This is a genomic window from Neobacillus sp. KR4-4 (assembly GCF_042136325.1).
In the GTDB taxonomy this organism is placed as follows: Bacteria; Bacillota; Bacilli; order Bacillales; family Cytobacillaceae; genus Neobacillus.
In genome coordinates this window covers 86,732-107,584 of the sequence record NZ_JBHHJU010000016.1, presented here as the reverse complement: position 1 = coordinate 107,584, position 20,853 = coordinate 86,732, and the positions used below count along the sequence as shown (strand labels likewise).

Below are 20,853 nucleotides of genomic sequence, written 5' to 3'. Positions count from 1 at the left end.
TCCTTTCCATCTATTGAGCAGGTTCGCTGATTCGTAATTGCTGTTCGGCAAATTCACGATATAAGGAGTGAGTTTGGACTAGTTGTTCATGCGTGCCGCTGCCGGTTATTTTCCCTTTATCCAAAAAGATAATTTGATCAGAGTCAATAACGGTCGACAAACGATGAGCAATCACGAGTGTAGTTCGTCCCTTCATTAAATTCTGTAATGCTTGTTGTACTACTTGTTCAGATTTGCTATCAAGACTAGAGGTCGCTTCATCTAACATCAATAGTTTCGGGTCCCTTAGAAAGGCTCGTGCAATCGCAATTCTCTGCCGTTGTCCTCCCGATAATTTGATCCCTCTTTCTCCTACTTCGGTGTCATATCCATTTGGCAGCTCGGCAATAAATTGATCGGCATAGGCCATTTTTGCAACCCTTATTAAATCATCCTCGTCCACTTGTTTATCCATTCCGTAACAAATATTATCACGAATGGTTCCTGCAACAATCGGGCTTTCCTGTGATACATAACCAATTTGGCTTCTCCAAGAATACAGTGAGAATTCATTAATCGGCTCCTCCCCCAGGCGAATTGTTCCTTGCTGCGGTTGATAATACCGCTCCAATAATGAAAACAGTGTCGTTTTCCCGCTGCCACTCGGACCAACTATAGCGGTTACCTTGCCAGCATCTATGGAAAAATTGATATCATTTAGTACGGAATCCCCATTATTATATGAATAATGCAGCCGCTCCACCGTTATGGGTTGATTCATATTTTGGACATCCCTTTTAGAATCATCTTGTTCCTCATTCATATCTATAATGGCAATAATCCGCTCGGTCGCACCGGTTGCCTTTTGAAATTGGGTAAAGAAGGAGGCTAATTGCCCCATTGGCATAACGATTTGAAAAAGATACATGATAAAAGCAACTAAATCACCCGCCATCAATGCACCTGAAGATACTCTCATTCCACCAAATCCTAGAATGACGACTAGTAATACCATGATTACTAAACCAATCAATGGAGAAATCAGCGCTTGAATTTTTGCTTCTTTCAACCCATATTGAAACAACTTCGTAATACCATTTTTACCATGCTGATATTCAACTTCCTCCGCATTCGAAGCTTTGACTAGGCGTATTTCAGATAATACTTGCTGAATGACGGAGGTAAACTGTGCTGTTTCGGTTTGCATACCTTTGGACACCTGATGCATTCTTCTGCCAAGTGTCATTAAAATAACCGCCGCAAGCGGCAGGGCAATAAACATTAACAAAGCCATTTTCCAATCCAAGAGCAGTAAGACAATAATCGAACCAATGATGGAAATGGTCCCTGATAGAAAATTGGCGAGATGGTCGGTAATTAATCCTTTTACCACTGCTGTATCATTCGTCATTCGGCTGACCGTGTCTCCTGTTTGATTTTCATCATAAAACGGTATTGGTAAGAGGAGCAGTTTCTTCCATAAACGGTCTCGAATCCCTGCCACAACCGATTGTCCGATATGATTTAATATATAGATGGATATCCCGCTCGCAACGGCTTGAATGACGAGAGCGCAAACGAGAAGAATGATTCTTCCAGTGCTTAATGATCTAAGAGAAAAATCATTGATAAGATTTTTAGTGAACAATGGGACAAACAGCCCCACCAAGGTGGTTCCTACACTTAATATAAGTGCCATACCCAAGAGCAATTTAGATGGCTTGGTATGTTGAACCAATCGAATAAACTGACGCCATCCCCTCTCGTTCTTCACATCTGACATATTTCTTTACATCCCCTCTATCGATCACATACTTCCTCTTTCATTCACTATTACAAACTAAATTATACAAAAATTATATGAATTGAATATGAACATTAAAAAGGTGTCAGGCACCACTCGTGGACATTTGTCCACGGGTGGTGCCTGACACCCCATTAACACCCCATTGACACCCCATTCTTAACACCCAATTGTCTCAACTGGCCGACGGAAATTTTATTTCAACGTTGGTTCCTGCTTTTTCTTTACTGCTAAATGTAATGCTGCCATGGTGTTGTTTTATGATTTTATGGCTAATCATTAGGCCAAGGCCTGTTCCTTTTTCTTTTAATGTATAAAATGGTTCTCCTAATCGAGGAAGTAATTCTTCAGGGATCCCGCATCCCTGATCCTGAATAGAAATAATACATTCATCATCTGGCCCCTTGCGAAGGCGGACGAGAATTTCTCCCCCTTCCTTCATTGCTTCCATAGCATTCTTTAAGATATTTAGGAAGACCTGCTTTAATTGATTTTTCTCACAGGTAATATAGTAGGATGATTCCTCAAAATCCAGCTTTATCTGGATATTACTCATCAATGCCTCAGGGGCTAGAAGTTCAAGCGTCTCTTTAATTAATTCAAGAATATTCGTCCGGTCTAATTGAACTGCTTGCGGTTTTCCTAAAGTTAGCAGTTGGCTGGTAATGGTTTCAATCCGATTTAATTCACTAAGAAGCAAATCATCAATCGAACTGCCCCCTCTTTTATAAAGTTGCATGAAGCCTTTTATGGTAGTAAGCGGATTTCTTATTTCATGGGCGACCCCTGCCGCTAACTCCCCGACAATCGATAGTTTCTCCGAGCGCAGTAGTATTTCTTCTGCCTGTTTACGTTCCGAAATATCTCTGCTTATAATGACGATATTTTCAACTGCTCCATCTTCTCCCAAGACGGGCACACAGCGTGACTCAACTTCAATCCATCTTCCATCTTTGTGCCTCATTCGAAATTCAATGGATTTGATCTCTTTATTATCCAACATCCATTTTATTGTATTTTTAAATAATTCAACTTCGTCCCTATGGATTAAATGGTACTTTTCCAATCTTTCTATCTCCCAGCCCTGATATCCTAAAACACTTTCATGTGAAGGAGACAAGTAAATCACTGACTGTTCATCATTCAAAACTAGGATAAGGTCTGATGTATTCTCAGCAATAAGACGGTACTTTGATTCACTTGCCTCTACTAGTTTATACATATCTGTTAACCTATTATTTAATCTATGCAGCTTTTCATAAGACTCAATGAGTAAAGCGCCAATGATCACCCCTAACATCACAAATAACAGATATTGTAAATGAAAGATAGGGTTATCAATAAATATCTTAAAAGTAAAGACCGTAATCCCATAAATCACACAATAGCCAGCAAAAAATATGATGATTTTTTTGATAACCGTGAAGTATTTAGTATAGAAGTATATAATTGAGAAACCCAACATCAACAATCCCCAGCCAGTTAGAACTGGATCCCATTGTCCGCCTGTCCACAGCCTTGCAAGTAATGAAAACAGTCCAGTTAATAATCCTGCGAGTGGCCCGAGATACACAAACATGAGTATAACAGGGGCATATCTGATATCGTATGAATAGCCTTGCTGCTGGAATGACAGTAAAACGAGAAGTACGGAAACCACCCCCGCATATACAGATGTCCAGAAGCGAGCAAGTTTAAATGATTTATGCTTAAAGAATGAGGAAATGACTAAAGGTGTACTAACCAGAAGTGAAAAAATTGCAAGATTAAAAATATAGTCTAACAGGATCATTAAGCTTCCACCCAATCTAACTATTTTCGAATAATCCCTTTTATCTTAAACTAATATTATGACTATTACCATAGTAATAATACGCTTTCAAAAAAAGGGAATAATTCCCTGTTTTTAGCAGGGGATTTGATCCTATTTAATAGCATACAATTTGCACTTTTCATAAAAACTAGTTTTTCCAATTTCAAGTAGTTTAGCAGCTTCTTGCTTATTGCCATTTGTTACGTTTAGTGCATTGATCATTGCTGCCTTTTCCGCAACCGCAAGAGTTTCTCTTAATGAGGAAATCGGTAATGCTGATTTCCTAGCTGGCTGATTATTCTCGTCTGTAATATCATGATGTGTCTCCAACTCCATGTCACGCAAGTATAAAGGCAGATGGGCCACTTCAATTGTTTTTCCATCTAAGACATTGATCGACCGTTCCAATACATTCTCAAGTTCCCGGATGTTTCCTGGCCACGAATGCTGCATTAGTCTATCCTTTACGGAAGCAGACAACTCGATCCCTTTACGATAAAATTTTCCTTCTAATTTTTTCAATAAACTTTGGGAAATAAGCGGAATATCCTCTTTTCGTTCTCTTAGAGGGGGAATGTCTATTTTGATGACATTTAATCGATAGTATAAATCCTGACGAAAGGTTCCTTCCTCCACCAACTTCTCTAAATCACGGTGTGTAGCTGCGATAATACGAACATCTACAACTATCGACTTTTGCCCCCCCACCCGCTGCACCTCTTTTTCCTGCAAGACTCTTAAAAGCTTACTTTGCATCGAGAGTGGCATGTCTCCAATTTCATCTAGAAACAGTGTCCCATTATTAGCAATTTCAAACTTACCCTTCTTGCCGCCTTTCTTTGCCCCTGTAAATGCACCATCTTCATATCCAAACAGCTCTGATTCTAGTAAATGTTCTGGTATTGACGCACAATTAATTGCAATAAAAGGCAGGGAGGCACGCATGCTGCTATTATGAATGGCGTGTGCAAATAATTCCTTTCCAGTACCTGACTCTCCTATCAATAAAACGGATGAGTTGCTTTCAGAAATTCTTTCTGCTAGTTTTTTAGTTGCTGTAAACGCAGCACTATTCCCAATTAAATGGTTGAAACGGTATTTACTTGTTAGCTCTTTTTCAGCTTTTGTTTTATAATACTTTAATTCTTCAACAAGTCCCTGTATTTTCGTTTTATACATTCGCCATTCTTCCGGGGTGCGAAACATGACCGTTCCGACCGCGCCGACTACTTTTCCAGCCTCCATTATAGGAAGACGATTAGCAATCATTTCACTGCCATTGATGGGATGAAGTGCAGCAAGTTCTTTTTGCCCTGTCTTGGCGACGATGTGCATTCGCGAGTTTTGAATGACATCCTGTACAGGCCGGTGGACGGCATCTTTCACGGTTGTTCCTAAAAACTCGCAATATGCCTCATTTATATAAAGAATAATCCCTTCGTGATCTACCACGACAATTCGTTCCGCTATTAGATTAATAATTTGCTCGTACCAATTATTAGGAATCCCCTCAAAACCAGGATACATTCTTTCCCCACCTTTACCGTTTTGATAAAACCATTATACCAAACGGATTCTTCACTTTAGAGACTAGATTTTTTTCCCATACAATATGAAAATCCTATTCGAATATCCGAATAGGATTCTTCCATACCTTATTGAGCCGTGTAGCCTCCATCGAGAATGACCGCTTGGCCAGTAACACCTCTTCCTTTATCGCTTGCTAGAAAGACAGCATAGTCAGCAATTTCTGATACGGATAATAATCTCCTTTGTGGAACTAGCGGGAAGAGTACTTCCTCAATGACACGATCTAAGCTGACATTTCTAGTTTTAGCCAAATCCCCTAGTTGGTTTCTGACTAGCGGTGTATCGACATAACCAGGACATAAAGCATTTACTGTGATTCCATTGGCTGCGCCTTCCAATGCAGCAACCTTTGTTAAACCAATGACACCGTGCTTGGCACTATTGTAGGCCGCCTTACCAGCAAACCCAATGACACCATTAATAGAAGCCATATTGATGACTCTTCCAAAGCCCTGTTTCTTCATGATTGGGAACACATGTTTAATCCCGATGAAGGGGGCCGTTAACATGATTTTGACCAGTAATTCAAATTTTTCTGTAGGAAACTCTTCAATGGGTGAAACATATTGCATCCCTGCATTATTGACTAAAATATCAATGCTTCCGAAAGTTTGATAAGCAGACTCAAGACTATTTTTAAATGCCTCTTCATCAGTTACATCACATGGGGCTGCTAGTGCTTCAAATCCTTGCTTCCTTAGTTCGGAAGCTACTTCTTCACTTTTACTAGCATTTAAATCAGAGATGACTACTTTTGCTCCTTCCTCTGCAAAGGTTTTTGCAATCTCTAATCCAATTCCACTAGCGGACCCGGTAATAAATGCTGTTTTTCCTTTTAATGCCTTGCTCATTCGAGCATCCTCCTTAATAACAGAAAACTATGCTTCTAAATTTGAATCCTCATTAAATAATCCCAAATAAAGTGTAGAGACCGATAACAAAGAATACAGCCACGGTTTTTATGATCGTAACAGCGAAAATGTCGCGATATGATTGCTTGTGTGTTAATCCAGTAACAGCCAGTAATGTAATAACAGCACCGTTGTGTGGAAGTGTATCCATCCCGCCTGATGCCATGGCAACAACACGGTGCATTACCTCTGGGGGAATGTTCGCTGCTGCAATTGCTTGATTGTATTTATCAGCCATCGCTCCCAATGCAATCCCCATACCACCCGAGGCAGAACCAGTAATCCCTGCAAGGGAACTAGTTGTTACCGCACCGTTAACAAGCGGATTTGTAAAGGTACTAGAAATTCCATCACTGATTTTTGTAAATCCAGGAAGAGCAGCAATAACCCCTCCAAAGCCGTATTCAGCACCTGTGTTCATGGTTGCAAGCAAGGCACCAGCAATACTTAGGTTTAATCCTTCTTTAAAGTTTACCTTTACTCGCTTCCAATCAAAAGCAAGTGATGTAATAATCCCAACGACTAGAGCCATTTCAATTGCCCAAATCGCGGCAACAGTAGGAACATCTATTACATACGCTTTTAGACCAATGGCGGAAAAATCAAAACCGTTCGGATACCATTTTGGAATGTATGTGATGAAAAGTTTATTGGTAACCCCTACTAATATAAGCGGTACAAACGCCATTATTTGTTTTAAAACAGATTGCTGAGAAGTTAAATCTGGAACCTCTGTTTCCTTCTGATTGGCTTCAGCCAATGCCGCTGCATTCTCTGTCCCAAATCCAAAGTAACCTTCCCCTGCTTTTGCAGCCTTTTTCCTGCGTGTTTCAAGATATAAGAGCCCTAGGCCTAGGACAAAAATAGCACCAATAATTCCAAGAGTTGGAGCGGCATAAATATTTGTTTTAAAGAATTGAATAGGGATTACGTTTTGAATTTGCGGTGTTCCCGGCAGAGCATCCATGGTAAATGTGAAAGCACCAAGCGCGATTGTCCCTGGGATTAAGCGCTTAGGGATATTCGCTTCCCTGAACATTTGAGCAGCAAATGGGTAAATAGCGAAAACAGCTACAAATAAACTGACACCGCTATATGTTAAAATGGCGCCCAATAATACGATGGTTAGCATCGCACGTTTTGCACCAAGCCAGCGGACAATTGTCTTAGCGATGGATTCAGCAATCCCTGACATTTCAACCACTTTACCAAAAATCGCTCCTAATAAGAAGACCGGGAAGTAAGATTTAATAAATCCGACCATTTTTTCCATGAAGACGCCGGAAAAGAACGGTAATACATGGCTGGGGTCCACAAGTAAAACAGCTAAAAGTGCACAGATGGGAGCAAATAAGATAACAGAAAAACCCCGATAGGCAACAAACATTAATAGTCCAAGCGATAAAAGAATAATCAATAATTGCATTTAAATCCCCCTTTTTAAGTTTGAATTGAGCTTCAGTCCCTTTTAGTAAGCGCTTGCAAACTGAAGTTCACTTTAATATTTGCAAGTTCCATGCCAATTCTATTTGTTAATTTTTAAAAATATAAATTTTCAGTATTATCACACTATCATTATATTAAATATAAAACGTGCTCACAATAATCCACCATTGTACCAATTTCATATTCCGTAATTCCGGAAATTATTTACGCTTTCGATTCCGGAAAAGCGGATTTTTTCCGCATTTCTGGAATTTATTTTAAAACTCAAAAACTGTGCAGCCAAAAACGTTTAAAGGATAACTGGAAATGGCAGTTACTTAGAAAAAATAAAGACGAACCCTTAATAATCAAAAAATCTTAAAAAAGCGGACAATCACAAAAAGAAAAGCGAAGAGCCTATTTATGCGCTCCCCGCCTTTTTACTTACACGAAAATGACTTCTTAATTCTTAGTTAGTTTTATATAACCAATCTCTTCAACGATCTCTTGGCCTTGTGGTCCCTGCATCCATTCCAGGAATGGCTGGATCGATTGCATTTTTTTGTTGTCCTTTACTGTAATAGCATAGAGCGAGGCGGTGAAAGGGTATTTACCGCTCGCAATGTTTTCAGGATTTGGTTCAATCCCATTAATCGCCAATAGCTTGATATCTGTATTTGCCTTCATTCCCGTTGCATAGAATCGAAACGAAAAGCCTATTGAATTGTCATAGTTTCGGTAATCGGCTACCTGCTCGATAATTCCGCCCATCCCTTCAGGTACATCTTCCTTCAGAGGCTTCATGATGGGCGTGCCGCCCATGATTTTCTCCAGAAGCGTTTGACTCCCAGAATTTTTAGGACGCTGGAAGGCAATAATTTTTTCATCCTCGCCGCCTAGTTTTGACCAGTTTTTAATTTTTCCTGTGTAGATGCCTTTAATCTCTGAGACAGCTAGGCTATCCACCTTATTATCTGGATTGACGAAAAAGACAAACGCTTCCTTCCCTATTGGGGTCATAACTAGTTCTTTACCTGCCTCTTTCGCCATTTGCTGCTGTTCTTTTGACGGCTCTGCTCCAAAGTAAATATCAACATCACCTTGTAAAAGCCGCTCATAGGCATAAATCGTATTAGTAAAGGTGACAACTTCCCCGTATTCTTGATACACTTTTTCAATATTTTCATAGGCTGCATTGGCAAAAGCAGAATACACAGGAAATGCGGCTTCTGCTCCATCTAATATAGGCATTTCACTTTGGTTTTTAATTGTAAAGGTTGAAGCAGTTTTCAACTTCGGCAGGATATTATCTGGATTATTCACATCATAAGGATAGAGATCAGTACTAGAATATCCTCCTCCATATTCAAACCCATAGGATGGAAGGACCGTTTTACTGCGATGCCATTGAACAGCGGCACCTGTACCGATTGCAAGCATAAATATCATTATCACTGACAGGAAGCGTTTTTTATTGAAATCTGGGAGCTTTCTCTCCTTTATTATGGCAAGCGCTGCTCCGAAAATAAAGGAAAGCTCGTATGCTATTGGTGCCCCCAGAAATAATCTTCCTTCTCCCATAAGCATGGCAATAAAATAGTTTGGCGCGTAGACCAAATGAAAAATACTATAAAACAGCCAAGCATCCGCCCCGTAAAACCCTTTGGTAATCAGCATAAACAGGGCCCAAAGGAACGCAGTATAGGCAAGCGGAATAAGAACAAGGACGATATAGTCCTTTAGGTTTTCCTGCTTCAAGTGCTTCCTGCTTACGAGGAACCCGGTCAAACACCCAGCAACTATTAATCCAGGTAGTGCGGCAAGCAAAGTATTATCAAACACCGTCATAATCGCGAATGCGAAAAAACTAAAAATCAGTGGCACGATTCCAAAATACAGTAACAAGAACTTTACTATTTTCCCCATGTCCGGCTCCCTTTTGATATTTTTTCGATGATTTTATATAGTGTAATTTTACACTTTATTATAACTTTTTACAATAAACTCCTACATAAAAAAAGACCCCTCCGCATTGCAAAAGGGTCTTCCTTAAAATCTATGATTTGTCATTTCTTATTTTGACAGCATGGTCAAAACTGTATCCAATAAAACATTAATCCCCTTTTCACAGTCTTCCCACGTCGTTAATTCCTCTTCACAATGGCTCTTGCCATTAATGCTTGGAACGAACAGCATCGCAGTAGGCACGAAGCTGGCAATGAACTGGGCATCATGTCCTGCACCTGAAACCATTTTTCGGTTAGAATATCCGAGTGATTGTGCGGATTCTTCAAATAGTTGACAGATCTCTGGTTGGAACCAGACTGTGTCACGCTCCCATAATTTTGTTGTTTTTACCTCACAGCCTTCATGAAGTGAAGTTAAACTTGGAAGTGATTCGATAAAGTTTTTAACCGTACGGACAATTTCCATATCTTTATGGCGCGCTTCTAGAGTAAAGACAACCTTGTTCGGAATGACCGTATGAATGCTTGGGTACACACTCACCCTGCCAATCGTGAAGACTAAATCTTCATCCAATCCCCCTAACCGCCTGCGGATTTCATTGATTAAGTTATTGGCAGCAAACAGGGCATCCTTTCTCATATTCATTGGTGTAGTACCGGCATGGTCGGATTCTCCCGTTACTTCAATCTCATAGCAGGCCATTCCCACCACACATTCTACAACACCAATCGAGAGATCCTCTTTTTCAAGAATCGGGCCTTGTTCTATATGAAGCTCCAAAAGGGCCGTTGCCTCTTTCAACCGATTCCCTACTTCGCCTTCGTACCCGCTTGCCTTTAAAGCCTCACCAAAGGTAACTCCCTCTGAATCTACCTTTTTCAGCATTACTTCCTTATTAAATTTACCAGAGAGCACCCCTGATGCCATCATCGATGGTTCGAACCTTGCCCCTTCTTCGTTTGTAAAATTAACAATGGTAATTGGGATTTGTGGTTTTATTTGATTCTCGACCAACGTTCTGACTACTTCTAACCCAGCGACAACCCCCAGCACACCATCAAATCGGCCGCCTTTTTTTACCGAATCCAAGTGGGAGCCAATCAGAATGGGCGGCTTATCTTCAGTCCCAGCTAATGTCGCATACATACAGCCCATATCATCTACCGTGACTGTCAGCCCTAACTCCTCGCAGCAAGAACGAAAATAATCTCTTACCCGAATATCTTCTTTTGATAACGAAAGCCTTGTGACTCCATTGTTTTCTGTCCGGCCAAAGTTTGCAAATTGTTCTAATGTCGTTTTTAGTCTTTCTCCATTAATCAATAACTTTTGTCGTTGCATGATTAAACACTCCCTTTTTTTTGAGTGAGATTACGAGAATGATTCATTGGTTAATAAATCTCATGGAGGATTAAAACGGAATTTTGCGGAATATGAACATTATGCAGCTCTTGGACCTAAATTTTGCTCATCTGAAGCCTGTGTTAAACTTGTCTGTTGATTTCCGTTCCAGGCACTTCTCTTTCCGCGGGCGTGCCGGGGAGCCTGTCCAGCTACAGCGCCTAGCCCCTCGAGGTCGCTTCGGTCCTGCCGCTGAAGTCAAAGAACGACTTCAACGACAGGCCCTCCAGCGCTTGTCGGGGCTGAACAAGGCGCTTCCGCATTTCTTTCTCCTCGTCGCTTTGCTCCTGCGGGGTCTCCCCTGCCCCGTACTCCCGCAGGAGTCTTCGTGCCTTCCACTCCAATCAACAGAGTGCTAAAATCAACATTAACCTTTAACACAGCCTAACTCTAAAATTTATGTAAATATTCAGTCAATACCTTTATTATACACCACGGCCTAGCCCTGTCATTAGACAAAACATCAAATCCCACCTACAAAATATTTGATAGTTTGTATAAAAAAAGGTGTCAGGCACCGCTCGTGGACAACTGTCCACGAACGGTGCCTGACACCAAAACTGACACCAAAACTGACACCAAAACTGACACCAAAACTGACGCCAAAACATTAAATTTATTTTTTCTTTGCGTGTTTGCGCATGTCGAAGGCTACTGCTACGACGATGATTAGTCCTTTTACGATGAATTGGATGTATGGACTTACGCCAAGGAAGGCTAGACCGTAGTTGATGATTTGGAATATTAATACCCCGGTTACTACGCCTGGGACCGATCCGATACCACCTGAAAGTGATACCCCACCGACTACGCAGGCTGCGATGGCATCTAATTCGTACATGTTTCCTGTATTGTTTGTTGCACTGCCTACACGACCCGCCTCAAGCGTACCTGAAAAGCCATATAATAGACCTGCAATCATATAGATAATGATTAGGTTTCTTGCCACGTTAACACCTGAAACCTTTGCCGCTTCAGGGTTCCCACCGATTGCATACATGTTTTTACCTAATTGTGTTTTATTCCAAATAACCCAGATAATTACGGTTGCTGCAATTGCATAAATAACCAAATAGGGAAGTTCATAGGATCCAATTGGAATCCCGCGTTGGGCAAAGGTTGTAAATTTTTCGCTTAATCCGCCGATTGGCTGTGCGCCATAGGGCGGGCGGTCAAAGTAAATAGAAGTGATTCCGTATACACCAATCATCATACCTAATGTAGCGATGAACGGCGGCACGTGTAACTTGGCTACAATTACACCATTTAATGTAGAAATTAAACCTGTTGCAATCATGGCAATCAAAATTGGGACAATTAACGGTAATTCTGGAAGGTTCGGATACATTTTATAAGCATAATCACCAGCTTGCAGCATAGATGCAGACACAACAGCAGCGAGTCCGACCATCCGTCCTGCGGATAAGTCTGTTCCAGCGGTAATCAGAATTCCGGCCATCCCTAGGGCAATAATAATCCGGGAAGAAGACTGACTAAGGATATTGATAAGATTTGTTACTGATAGAAAGTCAGGAGAAGCGATTACGATTCCAATGACTAGCAGGATTAAAAATACATATATCACATTATCAAAGAGCAACTTGGTTATACTGCCTTTTTGTGCGGCTGATTTATTCATTTGCATCTCCTCCTAATACAAAGCTGCTAAGCTCATGATTTCTTCTTGGGATGTTGTTGCCGTTTCGACAATCCCAGCTGCTTTACCATTACTCATAACCAAAATTCGGTCAGAAACGCCCAGAAGCTCTGGCATTTCTGAAGAAATCATGATAATTCCTTTTCCTTCAGCAGCTAACTCATTAATTAACTGGTAAATTTCGAACTTCGCCCCAACGTCAATTCCACGTGTCGGTTCATCGAGCAATAAAATTTCCGGTTTGGTTAACAGCCAGCGTCCAATAATGACCTTTTGCTGGTTACCACCTGAAAGACTGCCGATAGATGTCTTTTGTGATGGGGTTTTTACTTTCATCGAATCAATCACCCATTGCGTATCGTCAGCAACTTTGCGGTCGGATAGGAACCCGCTTTTAGTTTTATATTGCTTCATGTTTGAAATGATCGAGTTAAAACTGATACTCAAATCAGGGAAGATCCCTGTTGATCTTCTTTCTTCCGTCACAAGGGCAAAGCCGTTTTTGATAGCATGCTGCGGCGAATGATTTTTGACCACCTTGCCATTTAATTCAATCGATCCTGATGTGATCGCCCTTATCCCAAACAGTGCTTCAACAACCTCTGTCCGCTTGGATCCAACTAAGCCGGCAATCCCTAATATTTCGCCTTTTCTTAGCTCAAAACTTACATTAGAAAAAGAAGGTTGTGTTTCTGCCGTCAGATCTGAGACTTTCAATATGACCTCCCCAGGCTTATTAGCCTTAGCAGGGAAGCGCTGTGATAAGTCACGGCCAACCATTAGTTTGATGATTTCGTCTGTGGTGAGGTCTTTGGCACTTTTGGTTGCAATATACTGACCGTCACGCATGATGGTTACTTCATCAGAAATCTTCAAGATTTCCTCCATTTTGTGAGATATATAGATAATCGCTACATTCTCACTTTGCAGTCTTCTAATGATTCTAAATAGATGATTTACTTCGGTTTCTGTTAAGGATGAGGTAGGTTCGTCCATTACAATAATCTTTGAATGATAAGAAACCGCCTTTGCAATCTCTACCATCTGCATTTCGGAAACGGATAGCGTACTCACCTTACTGCGCGGATCAATATTGATGTCTAAACTTTTAAATATCGCTGCTGTATCTTCATACATTTTCTTTTCATCTATGAAAATACCTTTTTTCGGATACCGGCCGAGCCAGATATTATCCATAACATTCTGTTGACGGACCTGATTTAGTTCTTGGTGCACCATCGATACGCCATTTTCAAGTGCCTGCTTTGAATTGGCAAAGGAAACCTCTTTTCCATCAAAAAGGATTTTCCCTTCATCCATCGAATAAATCCCAAATAGGCATTTCATTAGTGTTGATTTTCCAGCACCATTTTCGCCCATTAAAGCATGGACCGATCCGGGCTTTACTTTAAGGGGCACATTATTTAAAGCTAGCACCCCAGGGAATCGTTTCGTTATGTTTAGCATTTCAAGTAGATTGGTAGTTCTGGATTCTGACATGAGCGAACCTCCTTGTTAAACCATTTGAAGATATAAGACACTCATTAGGTGCCTTATATGAATTTTTTATTTAAATACGGTGTCCAGCTCCCATTTCGAAGGAGTCTTACTCCGAACGAAAGAAAAGCGTACCCTTTTCCTTCGTTCGAAGAGCGCCTTGGGGCTGTTTCAGCCCCTGGGGAAAAATGAACCCTTTTTTCCTGGACAAGGCGCTTCGACTGGATTAATGCTTACAGTCTAGCTGCAGCGCCTAGGGGCTCGGGGTCATAAGCCAATCCGACAAGAAGGTTAAAGAACAACCTTCATGCCGGCTCGTCTTACGCCTGTCGCCCCTGGACAAGGCGCTTCCGCTTTCTTACTTGTATGCGTCTTTACCCACTTGGATATTATCTTTTGTAATTTCAATGTAAGGAACACGTACGGCTTTATTATCATCAAGCTTCCATTCTGTTCCGTCTAATACGTCTTTACCGTTTGCTGCATTAGTTGCAAGCTCAATTGTTGCTTTACCTTGGTTTTTAGCATCGTTTAAGACCGTACCCACCATTTTGCCCTTTTCAATCATTTCAAGTGCTTCTGGAATCGCGTCAACACCTACTACTGGCATGAATTTATCGCCAGAGAAATAGCCTGCTTTTTCAAGAGAAGCAACTGCACCTAACGCCATTCCATCGTTGTTAGCAATAACAAACTCAATCTTGTCACTATACTTAGCTAACCAAGCATCCATTTTTTCAGTAGCTTTTGTTGCATCCCACATCGCAGTATCCATTGCTAATTCTTCTACTTGGATACCTTTTTCTTTTACAGTATCGACTGCAAATTTTGTACGTGCTTCTGCATCCGGGTGCCCTGGCTCGCCTTTTAATAACACGTATTGAAGTTTTCCATCTTTGTTTTTATCATATTTATCTTTGTTAGCTTCCCAAGCTTTTGCAATCAGTTGACCTTGAAGAACACCTGATTCTGAAGAGGTCGTTCCAACATAGTAAGCTTTATCATAGCCCTTTAATACGCTTGCATCTGGCTCTTTGTTGAAGAAGATAACTGGAATATTTTTTGGCTTCGCTTTATCGATAATCGTTTGAGCCGCTTTTGGATCAACTAAGTTGATTGCTAGAGACTTAGCTCCTTTGGCAATAAGTGTATCCACTTGCTCAATTTGTTTTGCTTGGTCGTTTTGAGAGTCATTCAACATCAGCTTTGCTTTGCCATCTGCGGAAGTCTCCATTGCACGACGAACGTAGGACATAAAGTTGTCATCAAATTTGTAAATGGTTGCACCAACAGCTGGAAGACTGTTGTCCTTACCTGATCCAGAATCCTTACCACTTGTCGAATCACTGCAGCCTGTTGCTAATAGAATACTAGATGCAACTGTTAAAGATAGAATTAACCCCTTTTTCTTTTTAAACATGTTGTCATTCTCCTTTTACTATTTAGTAAGACCCTGGTAAGCAGCACATCGCTTCGCTAACCTTAGTGTAAGCCCTTACACATATGTTAGCATGGAGGGATTCCCCTCAATAGGTCAAAAGTCTAGCACTAATTTGCGATTATCTAGACTTTTTTGCAAACGCTTTATTATAAAAAATTTCTTCTTTCCACTAAAAATTGACCAATCCACGAATGCAGATTGATCTCATAAGCAAGAAATATTAACCTACTGTTACTTTGCGAAATTCAGTTGGCGATAAGCCAGTGTGTTTCTTAAACACTCGGCTAAAATAGTTTGGGTCCTTATATCCGATGGAGTAGCATATTTCCTTCAAGCTTTTTCCCGGATCAACCATTTCAGCCTTAGCATGTTTAATTCTTATTTCCGTTAAATAATCAATAAAGGTCATTCCGAACCGATCCTTAAATAATTTACTAAAATAGAAAGGACTAAGTTCCACATATTCCGCTACCTGTTCCAATGTAAGAGAATCAGCATAGTGAATTTCGATATATTCCTTTGCTTTATGCAGCATTCCCTTGGCATGATCATTTCTCCAAATCTGAACCTGATGAACCACCGCCAATAAATGGGCTTTCCCTTTTTCGAAAATCGCCATAATATCTTCAGACTCTTCTATTGCAGGTGTTCGTTCATAGCTAATCCCTAAATCATGAAGCATTCGTGAAACGAGAATAAACATCTCGTCAAAGGCTTTTTTTACTGACGATCCTTTTATATTCTTATCCTCAGCCAGCATCTCTGCGAACGATTCAAAAATGAACAATACTTGATTGACGTCTCCCTGTCTGACAGCCTCTAATAGCTTTTTCTCAATCTCTAATACTTCCGAAGAGGAGGACAGTTCAGCCGAGCCTTGTTTCACTGCAAATAAATACTTACGCTCAGGGGTCTTTGCCATCTGCTGCAAAGCCATAAGTGCTTCAAGATAGGACTTATTTAGCTCGTGGGCATGATTATATGGAAGTCCGACTCCAATCCTTAGCTCAGCATGATAACTCTTTTTTTCAAAAAGTCGGTTCAGGCTATCGATGACAGCCAGTGCATTTGTTTTAAAATGGACCTTTTCCGTTACTTTTTTACAAAGGAATAAAACAGGTACTTGTGAATCTGTTAGCGGGCCAACCATCATTTCCTGTTTCATCATGACAGAATTCAGGGTATCCTTAAGCCATAAATACCAGTTCTGCTTTTGATCTGCGGATAATTCAGTCATTCCTTTCGGCCGCAGCGAGAAAAGCATAATATACCCTGAAGTAATTTCTACCCCCAGGAGCTGGCCCCATTCATCAAAAGTGATATCCTGAACTTGATTTACTAAAACCGTCGATACCCATTCTTTTTGCGCGATGGATACTGCACGATCCAGGTTATCTCGTAAACTTTGTTGTTCTTCTCGCTGTTTGCTTTCTTCAAGGATTTCAGCACAAACCCGCTCTAATGCCGCAAGTATATCTTGCTTTCTGCTTGGTTTTAAGATGTATTCCTTAACCCCCTGCTGCATTACTTCTTTCGCATATTCAAATGTATTAAAGGCGGAAACCATAATAAATCGAATCGAGGGATTGATTTTTTTTATAGCTTTGACCGCCTGTACACCATCAATCCCTGGCATTTTTATATCCATAAAAATAATATCTGGTCGGTGTTCCGTGGCCATTTCAATTGCGATTCTTCCATTGGGGGCTTCTCCAATGACCATTACGTCCTCCGAAGATCGGTTAATGATTTTCGTTAATGCCGTTCGCTCCAAAATTTCATCATCCACTATAAGTATTTTTAACAAGTACACTTCCCCCTTTGGCGACGCCCGGAATTGTTAGTCTAAAATTTGTTCCGTACAGAGGCTTGGATTCAATTTCTACTATGTCATTTCGCCTATAAAAGAGCTGCAGCCTTCTGATCACATTTTTTACACCAATACCATTTGATTGACCTTTTGATTTATCCGGCTCGGACCCCTCTTCCGGTTCAGTACCTTCTACGTAAGTAAGCAATCTTTTTTTAGTACTCTCATCCATCCCTGCCCCATTATCAATGACCTCCACATGGATCCGATCATTATGTTGGTAAATACGGAGCCTGATTACCCCATTCTCTTCGTAGGATTCTACTCCATGCATGAAGGCGTTTTCTACTAATGGCTGCAGAATTAAACTAGGGATTTCAATATCCAGACAATCATCCTCGATCTCCGTTATAAATGAAATCCGTTCCCCGAACCGGGTTTGTTGGATATAAAAATACTCTTGGACAATTCTTACTTCTTCTCTTAAGGTTGATGCTTTATCGAAATCAGTTAAGTTATACCGGAGTATCGCAGCCACGGCTTCTATTAATCTCGAAGTCTGTTCTGCTTCCTCCAAATACGCCATCTTTGAAACCGTATTCAACGTATTGAACAAAAAATGAGGATTAATTTGGTTTTGGAGGCTCCGTAACTCCAATTCTTTAAGAAGCTTATCCAATTCAGACTTTTGTTTAATTTCAGTGACTAGCTGACGTAAATTGGTTCTCATTTGATTGAAGGTTTCTGTTAGTGGCTTTAATTCATCTTTTGTTGTAACCTTAATATCCTCACCGGATAAATTCCCCTTTGAAATTTGCTTTGCAGCCGCAGATAACAGACTAATTGGTTTTGTAATCCCGCCAGAAATCCAGAGGGCAAGCAAGGTACTAAGGAAAAAAGCTGCTGCAAATAGTGAGATGGACAATAGTTTATAGTAATGGTTCTGCTTCTCCATTTGAGCATAAAATTTTTGATAGTCAGTCAGTTTATTATTTAATAGTGCCAGCGTTCTCTCTTGGAGAAAGGAGGCGATTTTCAAAACTCCATTAAAATGATTGGAATAACTGTTTATATCATCCTTCTCGAAAGCACCTACCGTTGCATCGCATTCATCTAAAAAGCTATCAATCATGTTTTTATAATTAATATATGAAATATCATGATTGTCCATTTCTTCATTAAGCCGCTTTTGGTCAGTAATTAACTTGAGCTTTTCCTTCTTATAATCACTTAGATAAGAAGTTTCCTTATCTAAAAGATAGCCACGCAGATTTTCGGTAATCAAATTTGTTCTCTTTGAGATATCATTGAGAAGCAGAAATCGTTCAAAACTATCGTCATATTCCATAACTAACTTCTCACTGCTTTTATAGAAAAAGAAGCCGACAGATGTTAACAACACTACTAGGACAATGAAGTATAGGAGTAATTTCGAGCGAATTTTAAATAATCTCATTTTCTCTCTCCCCTTCGGTCCAGATGACTTAAGGGCAAATCCCCAACTCTTAGAATCTTCGTATTCGTATGGACGATAGGGTTAACGGATTTTCCTTCAATATGATCGATCATCATTATTACAGCCCGATACCCCATTTCATAGGGCTCCTGCACTACAGTTGCGTTTATGGTTCCTCTGCGGATGTATTCCAATGTTTCTGGCAAGGTATCGAATCCAACAATATACATTTTTCCAGGTTTAACGAATTTATCGACTACTTGGGCAATCCCAATACCGTCTAATGCACTTGTCCCGAAAAAGGCATTGACCTCTGGATGGTCCTTCATAATCTGATACGCCTTTTCTGCCGCTTGGACTCTGCTAATTTCGGATTCTACTACATCGATAATATGAATGCCTTTTTCCCCTTTAACCGCATCTTGAAAGCCTTTTACCCGCTGTTTCTGATGGTTTGCATAAAATCTTCCAGTAATAATTGCGACATTAGCCTTTCCTTTTGTATCTTGAATCAATGCCTTTCCAGCGAGAAATCCAGAATAATAATTATCTGTGCCAATATATGCAAGTCGTTTACTATTCGCAGCATCTGTATCGACAGTAATGACTGGAATCCCGCTAGAAACTACTCGGTTAATTAGTGGAGTAAATTGTTCATCACTCAATCCTTGTGTTAAGATTCCATCCACCTTAGAGGCAGCTGACATTTCAATCGTCTTTAAATGGTCTTCAATATTCCCTTGCTTAGGCCCTGCATATTCCAACAGGACACCATATTTATCTGCAGCCGCTTTTGCACCTTGCTCTACAAGTCTCCAATATTCATTATCTAGCTCTTCAGGGACTAGAACAAAATGATAGTCATACTCTTTAGATTGCTTTTTCTCTGCAGGCAAATCATGCGTAAGGACCTTCGACCCATAAAAAACCGCAAATGAGCAGCTTACCACGAAGAATACAGCTCCAAAAATATATGCCAGCACCGATAACCTGCTCATGAATCCGCTCCCATTCCTGTACCTATCTAATTACAAACATTATACGGAACATCCCATATTTCGACAATGGCAAAAAAACTCATCAAATTTTTTGATGAGTTCTCTTCTTTAAAAACTGCTATTCCTAATAATCAACTCTGTGGCAATAATTATTTTCTTGACTGTTTTTCTGCCTGCTATTCTCTCCAAAAGAGTGTCAACGGCGGTTTCACCCATAATTTCAGTATATACCTTCACTGTGCTTAAGGATGGGAAGACATATTTAGAGATGCTGATATCATTGACCCCTATGATGTTCACACGATCAGGAACGGAAATCCCTTCCTCCAACAGCGCCCTTAATGCGCCAACCGCTAGTGAGTCATTACCCGCAAAAAATGCGGTGGGTAATTGATCCCCTGGATGTTCATGTATCGCCTTCTTCATCAACGCATGACCATCATCAGCAGTAAAGTTACCTACATACATATAATCTTCATTGGGCAATCCTTTTTCTGAAAAAAAGCGCTTGAAGGTCAATTCTCTAGGGTCCTCAATAAAAGAGGTTTTATCCTTAAAGACTTCTCTGCCGCCGATATATCCGATTCTCTCATGACCCTTTTGAATAAAATAATCAAGCACTTTTTTAGTGGCTCGTTCAAAATCAATAACAATGGAATCAAACATATCTTCATTTGGCGAGGTATCCACAAAGACAATATTTTTGGTAATCTTAACGAGATCATTCACTTGCTTCCTGCTAAATTTTCCAATCGCAATCAGCCCTTGAATATCATCTTCCTTCAAATCCCCATAGTTGTCTTGAAAATACTTATCCACTTGAATCCCATGTTGCCGGCATTGGTTTTCAACACCCAGCCGGATGGACATGTAATATAAATCGTCAAGTTCTTCCTTTTCGGTATACCATTGCAAAAGAGCAATTTTACCCGCCTCTTGCTTGCGCGCAGTCTTCTTTTTATAAGATAGCTCCTCTGCCACTTCGAATATCCTTTTCTTCGTTTCATCACTGACAGAAAGAGTGGTGTCATAATTTAAAACACGGGATACTGTTGCAATCGATACCCCTGCAATATGTGCAATATCTTTGATGGTAGCCATAA

The 20,853-nt window shown here is 40.4% G+C and carries 15 protein-coding genes; all 15 read right to left on the bottom strand.

The genetic code is table 11. From position 1 onward, the window contains the following. Positions 1-10 precede the first annotated feature (10 nt). The 15 genes from ACE198_RS16960 to ACE198_RS16890 all read right to left on the bottom strand — a co-directional run bounded on the left by ACE198_RS16960 (position 11) and on the right by ACE198_RS16890 (position 20,851). Entirely contained in the window at positions 11-1,762 is a 1,752-nt protein-coding gene (locus ACE198_RS16960) for an ABC transporter ATP-binding protein (protein WP_375376351.1), read from the bottom strand. Between the two features lie 196 nt (positions 1,763-1,958). Then, positions 1,959-3,575: an ATP-binding protein gene (locus ACE198_RS16955; RefSeq protein ID WP_375376350.1), complete on the bottom strand. Its 1,617-nt coding sequence runs from the start codon at positions 3,573-3,575 to the stop codon at positions 1,959-1,961. 132 nt (positions 3,576-3,707) lie between these two features. Further along, the gene (locus tag ACE198_RS16950; protein WP_375376349.1) at positions 3,708-5,123 is read right to left on the bottom strand and encodes a sigma-54 interaction domain-containing protein; all 1,416 of its coding nucleotides are present in this window, start codon (positions 5,121-5,123) and stop codon (positions 3,708-3,710) included. 128 nt (positions 5,124-5,251) lie between these two features. Continuing rightward, positions 5,252-6,037, bottom strand: a complete 786-nt coding sequence (locus ACE198_RS16945; RefSeq protein ID WP_251461378.1) for a 3-hydroxybutyrate dehydrogenase — start codon at positions 6,035-6,037, stop codon at positions 5,252-5,254. Positions 6,038-6,089: 52 nt separating this feature from the next. Further along, positions 6,090-7,523 carry a GntP family permease gene (locus ACE198_RS16940; protein WP_251461376.1) on the bottom strand — a complete coding sequence of 478 codons (1,434 nt, stop codon included), beginning with the start codon at positions 7,521-7,523 and terminating at the stop codon, positions 6,090-6,092. A 461-nt stretch (positions 7,524-7,984) separates the two neighbouring features. Next, entirely contained in the window at positions 7,985-9,448 is a 1,464-nt protein-coding gene (locus ACE198_RS16935; protein WP_375376348.1) for a PstS family phosphate ABC transporter substrate-binding protein, read from the bottom strand. Between the two features lie 147 nt (positions 9,449-9,595). Then, positions 9,596-10,831: a Zn-dependent hydrolase gene (locus ACE198_RS16930; protein WP_375376347.1), complete on the bottom strand. Its 1,236-nt coding sequence runs from the start codon at positions 10,829-10,831 to the stop codon at positions 9,596-9,598. A 258-nt stretch (positions 10,832-11,089) separates the two neighbouring features. Continuing rightward, complete coding sequence (locus ACE198_RS16925) at positions 11,090-11,272, bottom strand: multidrug transporter (protein WP_375376346.1); 183 nt, start codon at positions 11,270-11,272, stop codon at positions 11,090-11,092. A 235-nt stretch (positions 11,273-11,507) separates the two neighbouring features. Beyond that, positions 11,508-12,530: a galactose/methyl galactoside ABC transporter permease MglC gene (gene mglC / locus ACE198_RS16920; RefSeq protein ID WP_375376345.1), complete on the bottom strand. Its 1,023-nt coding sequence runs from the start codon at positions 12,528-12,530 to the stop codon at positions 11,508-11,510. A 12-nt stretch (positions 12,531-12,542) separates the two neighbouring features. Beyond that, positions 12,543-14,048, bottom strand: a complete 1,506-nt coding sequence (gene mglA, locus ACE198_RS16915; RefSeq protein WP_375376344.1) for a galactose/methyl galactoside ABC transporter ATP-binding protein MglA — start codon at positions 14,046-14,048, stop codon at positions 12,543-12,545. A gap of 355 nt (positions 14,049-14,403) precedes the next feature. Further along, positions 14,404-15,465, bottom strand: a complete 1,062-nt coding sequence (gene mglB, locus ACE198_RS16910; protein WP_098570981.1) for a galactose/glucose ABC transporter substrate-binding protein MglB — start codon at positions 15,463-15,465, stop codon at positions 14,404-14,406. 241 nt (positions 15,466-15,706) lie between these two features. Then, positions 15,707-17,293, bottom strand: coding sequence for a response regulator (locus tag ACE198_RS16905; protein WP_375376343.1), 1,587 nt, complete (start codon positions 17,291-17,293; stop codon positions 15,707-15,709). Further along, complete coding sequence (locus ACE198_RS16900) at positions 17,268-18,752, bottom strand: sensor histidine kinase (protein ID WP_375376342.1); 1,485 nt, start codon at positions 18,750-18,752, stop codon at positions 17,268-17,270. The genes ACE198_RS16905 and ACE198_RS16900 overlap by 26 nt, the downstream gene beginning before the upstream one ends. After that, complete coding sequence (locus ACE198_RS16895; RefSeq protein ID WP_375376341.1) at positions 18,749-19,750, bottom strand: sugar-binding protein; 1,002 nt, start codon at positions 19,748-19,750, stop codon at positions 18,749-18,751. Before ACE198_RS16895 ends, ACE198_RS16900 begins: the two co-directional genes overlap by 4 nt. 108 nt (positions 19,751-19,858) lie before the next feature. Beyond that, on the bottom strand, positions 19,859-20,851 hold the full coding sequence (locus ACE198_RS16890) for a LacI family DNA-binding transcriptional regulator (protein WP_375376340.1): 993 nt from the start codon (positions 20,849-20,851) through the stop codon (positions 19,859-19,861). Positions 20,852-20,853 lie beyond the last annotated feature (2 nt).

What these genes read in the sequence shown, in the direction of transcription:
- ACE198_RS16960 (WP_375376351.1), bottom strand. Translation starts at nt 1,762, where the DNA reads ATGTCAGATGTGAAGAACGAGAGGGGATGGCGTCAGTTTATTCGATTG.
- ACE198_RS16955 (WP_375376350.1), bottom strand. Translation starts at nt 3,575, where the DNA reads ATGATCCTGTTAGACTATATTTTTAATCTTGCAATTTTTTCACTTCTG.
- ACE198_RS16950 (WP_375376349.1), bottom strand. Translation starts at nt 5,123, where the DNA reads ATGTATCCTGGTTTTGAGGGGATTCCTAATAATTGGTACGAGCAAATT.
- ACE198_RS16945 (WP_251461378.1), bottom strand. Translation starts at nt 6,037, where the DNA reads ATGAGCAAGGCATTAAAAGGAAAAACAGCATTTATTACCGGGTCCGCT.
- ACE198_RS16940 (WP_251461376.1), bottom strand. Translation starts at nt 7,523, where the DNA reads ATGCAATTATTGATTATTCTTTTATCGCTTGGACTATTAATGTTTGTT.
- ACE198_RS16935 (WP_375376348.1), bottom strand. Translation starts at nt 9,448, where the DNA reads ATGGGGAAAATAGTAAAGTTCTTGTTACTGTATTTTGGAATCGTGCCA.
- ACE198_RS16930 (WP_375376347.1), bottom strand. Translation starts at nt 10,831, where the DNA reads ATGCAACGACAAAAGTTATTGATTAATGGAGAAAGACTAAAAACGACA.
- mglC (WP_375376345.1), bottom strand. Translation starts at nt 12,530, where the DNA reads ATGAATAAATCAGCCGCACAAAAAGGCAGTATAACCAAGTTGCTCTTT.
- mglA (WP_375376344.1), bottom strand. Translation starts at nt 14,048, where the DNA reads ATGTCAGAATCCAGAACTACCAATCTACTTGAAATGCTAAACATAACG.
- mglB (WP_098570981.1), bottom strand. Translation starts at nt 15,465, where the DNA reads ATGTTTAAAAAGAAAAAGGGGTTAATTCTATCTTTAACAGTTGCATCT.
- ACE198_RS16900 (WP_375376342.1), bottom strand. Translation starts at nt 18,752, where the DNA reads ATGAGATTATTTAAAATTCGCTCGAAATTACTCCTATACTTCATTGTC.
- ACE198_RS16895 (WP_375376341.1), bottom strand. Translation starts at nt 19,750, where the DNA reads ATGAGCAGGTTATCGGTGCTGGCATATATTTTTGGAGCTGTATTCTTC.
- ACE198_RS16890 (WP_375376340.1), bottom strand. Translation starts at nt 20,851, where the DNA reads ATGGCTACCATCAAAGATATTGCACATATTGCAGGGGTATCGATTGCA.